The following is a 2,368-nucleotide window of genomic DNA, read 5'->3' as shown; positions in this document are numbered from 1 at the left end:
GGTCGTCGGCAGCGTCAGAGGTGTATAAGAGACGGGTGTACGCGAGCCCCGCCCCCACCAGCGCGATGCAGCCCAGGTCGTGGCCCACGCCATACGGCGGCCGCCAGTTGCGCGACACGTAGAGCATGTAGAGCTCCGCGGCGCCGCGCAGCCACATGGACACCGCGAACGCCCCCAGCACGACGCGCGCCTCCATCGGCACGGACGCATCCAGCGCCACCAGCGGGCACACGATGAACCACAGGAACACCGCGTACAGCAGCCACGCCAGCTTCGGCCCGGAGATGCGCCCACCCCGGCCTCCCTGCGCGTTCTGTCTGCGCCGGAACGCCACCGCCACGCTCGCGCACACGAGCAACGCCACGACCAACATCACCCGCGTCGTCGAAGTGAGCATCAGGAGGAACGGGGATAGTGGTGGGGAAACCGTGAGACGTACCACGCGCGAAGCCGGGGCAGGTGCGTGAGGGACACCTGCGGATGCAGGTGATGCACCACGTGCATCCCGATGTGCCGGGGCGCCAATCCCAGCCACCCCCACCACCCGAGCCCATGGTCGCGCGTGCACGCGAACGCATCTTCCAGGTTCCGTCCTCGAGCAGGCGCGGCGGTGTGCTCGGAGAGCAACCGGTGCGCGTTGAACCCGGACGCCACCAGCAGGGGAATCCCATACCCCCACAGCACCGCGGAGGGCCACCGCACGGCCAGCGCCACCACGCCCAGGTGGAACAGCACCTGCCCCGCCTCCGCCCGAGCACACGCCGCCACCTCCGCGTCCCGCGTGAGCACCCGCCCGGAGCGGTCCTGCAGGAACACTCGCGCATACGCCGTGCGCAGCGAAGGCAGCGCCCACGCGCACAGCCCCACCGGTCCGCGCAGCACCCAGCCGGGAATGACGCTCAGGAGCAGGAACCAGCGCCACGCCGTGCGCAGGCGCCCTCCGTCCGGAGGCTTGCGGTACGGATCCGACGGCAGGCCCGCGTCGCGATGGTGGCGGAGGTGGTGGTAGCGCATCGCCGCCAGCGTGGACGCGATGGGATATCCCGCGACAGCCTCCAGCAGACACAGTCGCCATTCGCGCCTTCGCGAAGGCAGGTGGACCGCGTCATGAAGCAGGACGCCCAGCGCGTGCAGCCGTCCCGCGACGACGAGCACCGCCAGCGGCATGAACACCGGAGGCGCCCAAGCCATGACCGCCCATCCCACGGCCATCCCCGCCCACTCCACGGCCGCCAGGCGCAACAGGCCGTCCGGGGTGGCGGGAACAAGCAGCTCGCGAGGCACCGCCGCGCGGCGAGGCAGGGGAGAGGACATCGGGCGCCAGGACTCCACGCATGGCCGCCGGACGCAAGCCCCGTGGGGATTGGACACCCGGGGACGGGCACGGCACGCTCCGCGCGTGCACCGGGACGGTCAATCATGAGTGTGGATGTGCCAACGCAGCCGGCCCTCGCGGGTACGCGCGTGGAGTGGGGCGGCTGGGGCTTCCCCCGCTGGAACGACCCGAGGTTGCCCTTCGCGGCGCTGCTCACGCTCTACGGAGTGCTGGGCTTCACCTTCTTCGGCTTCAACCGCAGCCCCGGGCAGATGGCCTTCCTGGTGCTCTCCGGCACGCTGCTGGACGCGGTCCTGGGCTGGGTGCTCAAGCGGCGCAAGGAGCTGCCGCTGTCCGCGTACATCTCGTGCTGTTCGCTGGCGCTGCTCTTGAACTACTCGCACGCGAGCACGCTGTTGTGGCTGCCGGTGTGGCTGGCCATCGGGTCCAAGTACGTGCTGACCTTCCAGGGGCGGCACGTCTTCAACCCGTCGATGTTCGCGGTGGCCGTGTCGCTGCTCACCACGCGCGAGCTCATCACCGCCGCGCCCGCCTACCAGTGGGCGAACGGCGAGGTCGCGCTGTCGGCCTTCATCGTGATGGCGGCGATGGTGCTGTTCTTCTTCCGGGTGGGCCGAGGCTGGCTGGTGATCAGCTTCCTGTCCTTCTACGCGCTCCAGACGGCGCTGCGAGCGTTCATCCTCCGCCACCACCTGCCACCGGAGGTGCTGTTCCTGGGCACGCTGGGCGCGCCGTCGTTCTTCATCTTCGTCTTCTACATGCTCACGGACCCGGCGACGTCGCCCGCGACGCCGAAGGCCCAGGTGCTGGTGGCGCTGGCCATCACCTGCGTGGACCTGGTGCTGCACCTGAAGGAGAGCGTCTACACGTTCTTCTACGCGGCGCTCACCGTGGCCACCTGCCGCTTCGTGTTCATGCACGCGCGCGAGCTGTGGCGCACCCGGGGGGCGTCGCTGCGCGGGCTGCTGGCCCCGGACATGCTCAAGCGTGTGGGCGTGGTGGGGGGGCTCGGGGCGGTGCTGGCCTCGGGCT

At 70.4% G+C, this 2,368-nt stretch carries 1 protein-coding gene and 1 pseudogene; one reads left to right on the top strand and one right to left on the bottom strand.

Features of this window, described 5'->3' with window-relative positions:
- Positions 1–396 precede the first annotated feature (396 nt).
- Positions 397–1,314, bottom strand: coding sequence for a fatty acid desaturase (locus D7X55_RS38485; RefSeq protein ID WP_121725630.1), 918 nt, complete (start codon positions 1,312–1,314; stop codon positions 397–399).
- Positions 1,315–1,419: 105 nt separating this feature from the next.
- On the opposite strand from D7X55_RS38485, the pseudogene D7X55_RS38480 reads away from it, so the two are divergent.
- A pseudogene (locus D7X55_RS38480) lies at positions 1,420–2,368 on the top strand (hypothetical protein); the annotation flags it as partial.

The organism is Corallococcus sp. AB049A (genome assembly GCF_003668885.1).
Taxonomy (GTDB): Bacteria; Myxococcota; Myxococcia; order Myxococcales; family Myxococcaceae; genus Corallococcus; species Corallococcus interemptor.
Note: the sequence above shows the minus strand (reverse complement) of the source record. Positions and strands in the feature narration are given on the sequence as shown.

Bases quoted from the DNA above. Each gene is read 5' to 3' on its own strand.
- D7X55_RS38485 (WP_121725630.1), bottom strand. From the start codon at position 1,314: ATGTCCTCTCCCCTGCCTCGCCGCGCGGCGGTGCCTCGCGAGCTGCTT.